Below are 4,959 nucleotides of genomic sequence, written 5' to 3'. Positions count from 1 at the left end.
ATAGAGCACGCGGTCGGTAATGTCCTGGATGTAGACGACGGACTCTCTGATTCCGCCGTCCTCGTCTTTTATAGGATACGAGGTGAGCTCCGCGTAGTTTAACCCGCTGACCTGAGTCATGGTATGAATCTCGCCGGTCTCGAAGGTAACTTGAGCGACACAGTGCGGGCAGATCCCTTTCTTCCCGTGAAAGACCTCAAGGGCATTCTTCCCGCAGAGGTCATCAGACGCGTAGCCTACCCACTGCTCAACAAAGCGATTCACCGATATGATGGTAAAATCCTTCCCGATATTGATGATGCCTCCCTGCACGCTCTCAAAGAGGACATCAAGTTTCCCCTTGGCCTCCAGGATCTCCCTCTCCTTTTGGAGTTCCAGTTCATACATCTTGGCCTTCGCTATCGCGATCGCCGACAGCGAAGCAAACCCCTCGGCCGTGGCGAGGTCATCGCCTGAGAAGGGCAGTATCTCGCCGTCGGGAGCCATCTTATCGTACAGGGCGAAGGTGCCGATCACTGTTCCGCGGAAGAGTAAGGGCACGTTCATGACCGAGCGCGCGTCCAGATTCGGTATCTTCCACTCCGAAGGCATCGTGGACAGGTCTCCCACGAGGATCGCCCTCTTCCCCTCTGCAACCTTTCCGGGGAGCCCCTCGCCGATAGAAAGGGTCATCATGCCTTCTTTCTCCTTCGGGATGCCGAAGGAGGCCCTCACGATGAGTTTATCGCCTTCTATGAGCCTGATGATGCATCCCCTCGCATGAAGCAGATGCGTAGATTCTTCCGCCATCCTGTCGAGGAGCTCGTTAAGGTCGAGGGTTGAGGTCAGTGCCTTCGCGAGCTCGTATATCGTAGCGAGTTTCTGTAACTGGCTCCTTGTCGAAAGATAGAGGTCCTCATTCTCAGCACTTATCTTCTGTAATTCGTCAACCGTCCGATCGAATCTCTCCGCGATGACGCCGAACTCGTCCGTACGCTTCGAACCGATGCGATATTTAAGGTCACCTGAGGTTATCCGGTCTGTTGCGGTCAGGATATCGTGAAAGGGGACTGCGATCACTCTTCTCATGAAGAGGACGAGGAGAACGAAGCCGAGGGATATCATGATGAGAAGCAGAACGAGATAAAATGCGACTTCCTTCTTAATCCTCTCCCCCTGGACGATGGCACGGGTAATACCCTGAATGGACGAAAGGTATGCGGTACGCAGACGCGTATTCATCTCTTCTTCTTTCTCCTCGAGCCTCTGCAAGGACCGGAGGACATCCCTCGTCGCGACAGGCCGTTCAAGAATGATCAGGGAAGCTGCTATGCCTTTCAACTCTTCAAAATCGGTCTTCGCCGATTCAACGGTCTCCGTATGGCCGACCACTTCGCCGAGTCTCTTCAGGCTCGCATAGACGCTGACGAGGTCCTTGCGGTACTGGCTCCTGAACTGAACGTCGCCGGTAAGGGCCCATGTCTTGGCATCTCTTGACAGGCCCTTCACGGAAGTCAGGAGCTCTTCATAGAGGTTGTGCTCTTCGGCGGAAAACGTGAGAACCTCGAAGTTGTTGCTCAGGTGGTCGAAGATGACGAAACTCCCTGCTGCAAAGACAGCCGTGAATATGAGAAAGAAGAATACAAAGACTCTTATCTTTGATCTCAGGGTCATTTCAGCCTCTTCTCATCGCTGCTTCCGTCGTTTCCGCATAGAGCTTCAGATACCGAGCCGCCGAGGTTTCCCAGGAGAAGTCCTTCATCATCGCATTCGAGACGAGAGGATTCCATCTCTTCCTCTCGGCGTAGAAACAGAGGGCGCGCTTCATACATTCACGGAGCGCCGCCGCCCGGTAGTCTTCGAACAGGAAACCCGTCCCGTATTCCCTTAACGGTTCGTAGTCAACGATGGTATCCACAAGCCCCCCGGTTTTTCTCGCAACGGGTACCGTTCCGTACGTCATCGCGATCATCTGGCCGAGACCGCAAGGCTCATATCGCGACGGCATGATGAAGATATCGCTCCCCGCGTAAATGCGGTGGGCAAAGGAGACATCGTACCCTATCCTTACAAAGACTGATCCCTTGTGCCGTTCAGCAACTTCGAGAACTCGTCTCTGGAAAAGCTCATCTCCTTTCCCGAGCATGATCAGCCTCGCCCCCTTCGAAATAATCTCTTCGATGGAGTCGACAAGGATATCGAGGCCCTTCTGCGCAGACAACCTCCCCACGACGGCAGCCACGGGGAGACGTTCATCGTCACTCAGCAAGCACTCCTCAAGGAGCCTCTTTCTGCAAAGGTCCTTTCCCCCGATGTCAGCCGGTTCGTAGGTTGCCGCGATGTTTGGATCTGTCCGGGGGTTCCATTCTTCGGTGTCGATCCCATTGAGTATGCCGTAGAGACGATCGGAACGCTTCTTCAAGACACCTTCAAGTCCGTACCCGAACTCAGGGGTGAGGATCTCTTTCGCATAAGTCGGGCTCACGGTTGTGATACTGTCCGCTCCGATCAGGCCCGCCTTCAGAAAGTTCACCTTGCCGTAAAATTCAATTCCCTCAGGGGTAAACCACTCTCCGCCGAGCCCCGTGAGATAAAGATCGGACGCGCTGAAGAGACCCTGATATCCGAGATTATGGATCGTAAAAACAGTAGCCGTTCTCTCGAAGAAACCGCTCTTATAGAGGCTCTTCAGATAAAGAGGCACTAGGCCTGTCTGCCAGTCATTACAGTGAATGACGTCAGGTCGAAATCCCATCGCCATGCATGCATCGAGGATCGCCCGGGAAAAGAAGGTGAAGCGGGCCGCATTGTCGGAATAGTCACCACGAGACGTCCCGTAGAGTTCAGACCTTTCGAAAAATTCCCTGCACTCGAAGAAATATACCGAGGACCCGAAAGCCCAGACCCGTCCCTCGTGCCGCCGGGTCCCAACAGGAACGGACAACCGGATCCCCGTTTCGGCAAGTTCAAACCGCTCCCGTAAGCCGGGGTAAAGGGGGAGCATGAGAACGACCTCCGTTCCGGAAACCTTCCGGTATTCCTTAAGAAGCGAGCCGGTAACTTCGGCAAGTCCGCCGGTCATCACGAAGGGTACCGCCTCGGACGCCGCGATGAGTATCTTCATAGGAAACCCTCTTCAGCCCGCCTTTCCGTCAGATCTTAGCCTCTCTCATGAATTTGGCCGCCTCTTCGGGCAGTGTGGGATTTATGTAGAAACCGGAGCCCCACTCGAAGCCGGCTATCTTCGTGAGTTTCGGTATCAGCTCTATATGCCAGTGGTAGTATTCGTTCGCCTCATCGGTGAAGGGGGCTGTGTGGATGATGAAATTGTAGGGAGGGGTATCGAGTATCCTGTCGAACTGCTTCAGGACGGTCTGGAGGGCGCCAGCAAGAGCGAAGAAGCTCTTATCAGCGGGCGAAAAAACAGATTCATGCCGTTTCGGGAGAATCCACGTCTCGAAAGGCGCCCTCGGGGCAAAGGGGGCTATGGCGATGTATCCCGAGTTTTCATAAATGACCCGCTTGCCGCTCCCGATCTCCTGATTGATGACATCGCAGAATATACACCTCTCCTTATACTCAAAATAGTTCCTGGCCGCATCGATCTCTTCCTTGACGATTTTCGGTACGATCGGGACCGCGATGAGCTGTGAATGGGAATGTTCGAGTGAGGCGCCCGCCGCATCGCCTTCGTTCTTGAATATGAGGACGTATTTAAACCTCACGTCTTTCTTGAGGTCTGTCAGTCGGAGATAATAGGCCCAGAGGACATCTTCAACAGCCTTGGGAGACATCGTAGAGAGCGAGAGCTGGTGGTCCGGCGTTTCGATGATGACTTCATGGGCGCCGACCCCGTTCATTTTGTCGAACATCCCTTCGCCTGCCCTGTCCAGATTCCCGTATATCTGCAAGGCCGGGAACTTATTCGGCATGACCCGCAACGTCCATCCCGGCCCATTCGGCTGAGCAGAAGACGGCCTGAACGCCATGATCTCCGGCGGTGTCGTGTACTCGTTGCCCGGATCAAAGGGGCAGAAACCTCCCTTTCTTCTCTGGACCGGGGGTGAGGTGAAGTCCGTAGGTCTCTTCCCCCTTTCGACGGCAATGATGACCCAACGGCCTGAAATGGGGTCTTTCCTCAGCTCGGGCATATATCCTCCCTTTAGTTATCGGCGATCCGGTCGCACTCCGTCAAAACCGACGGAGGAAATCCGCTCTCAGCAAGCCGATTTCTGGCAGCCAATAGATTCCAAATTTTTAATTTATTATTATATCACAGTGAGATATAATCTCTTGATCGAATATTTTTCGCGATACTACTATGAAACCTTCATTTCATCACCGGCTTATCAATAACCAATACGAAGATCCCGGTCTCTACATCAGGATGATCCGGGAAAAGCGCGCAGTGCTCTTTGATGCCGGCGACCTGCGATCGTTGATGCCTGCCGACATCATGAAGATAACGGATGTCTTCGTGACGCACACACATATCGACCATTTTATCGGCTTCGACACCCTTCTGCGGATTCTGCTTCGGAGAGACATCCCTCTCAGGGTCTACGGTCCGGAAAATATCATCGCATGCATTGAAGGCAAACTCAGGGGGTATACATGGAATGTTATCGAGGAATACCCCCTGAAGATAGAGGTCTTTCGCGTCGCCGGGGGAGAGATACGCCACGCGAGTTTTTACGCGGAAGAGGGCTTTCAGAGGATCGACCGGGACACGCAGAGATTCGAAGGGACGCTGGTAAAAGAGGCACCTTTCACCGTTCGGGCGGTCAACCTCTCGCACGGGACTCCCTGTCTCGGATTCTCTCTGGAGGAAGAGTTTCATATCAACATCGATAAGGCCGCCTTGACAAAGATCGGCCTTTCCGTGGGTCCATGGCTCGGGGAATTGAAGATGATGATCCGAGGCAGCGTAAGCCTTGATACGAAACTGAAGGTCGATGGGAGGGAATTCAGACTGTCCGA

General features: G+C 53.7%; 4 protein-coding genes. 1 reads left to right on the top strand and 3 read right to left on the bottom strand.

Annotated features, from left to right (window positions below; genetic code table 11):
• From VEI96_10470 to galT, 3 genes are all read right to left on the bottom strand, one after another.
• On the bottom strand, positions 1-1,653 hold a 1,653-nt coding region (locus VEI96_10470), incomplete at its 3' end, for a GAF domain-containing protein (protein ID HXX58413.1).
• Between the two features lies 1 nt (position 1,654).
• On the bottom strand, positions 1,655-3,103 hold the full coding sequence (glgA, locus tag VEI96_10465; protein HXX58412.1) for a glycogen synthase GlgA: 1,449 nt from the start codon (positions 3,101-3,103) through the stop codon (positions 1,655-1,657).
• Between the two features lie 28 nt (positions 3,104-3,131).
• Complete coding sequence (gene galT / locus VEI96_10460) at positions 3,132-4,130, bottom strand: galactose-1-phosphate uridylyltransferase (protein ID HXX58411.1); 999 nt, start codon at positions 4,128-4,130, stop codon at positions 3,132-3,134.
• Positions 4,131-4,300: 170 nt separating this feature from the next.
• Here galT and VEI96_10455 point away from each other — a divergent pair.
• Positions 4,301-4,959: MBL fold metallo-hydrolase (locus VEI96_10455; protein ID HXX58410.1), on the top strand; the 659-nt coding region annotated here is incomplete at its 3' end.

This window comes from Thermodesulfovibrionales bacterium (assembly GCA_035622735.1).
Taxonomy (GTDB): Bacteria; Nitrospirota; Thermodesulfovibrionia; order Thermodesulfovibrionales; family UBA9159; genus DASPUT01.
Note: the sequence above shows the minus strand (reverse complement) of the source record. Positions and strands in the feature narration are given on the sequence as shown.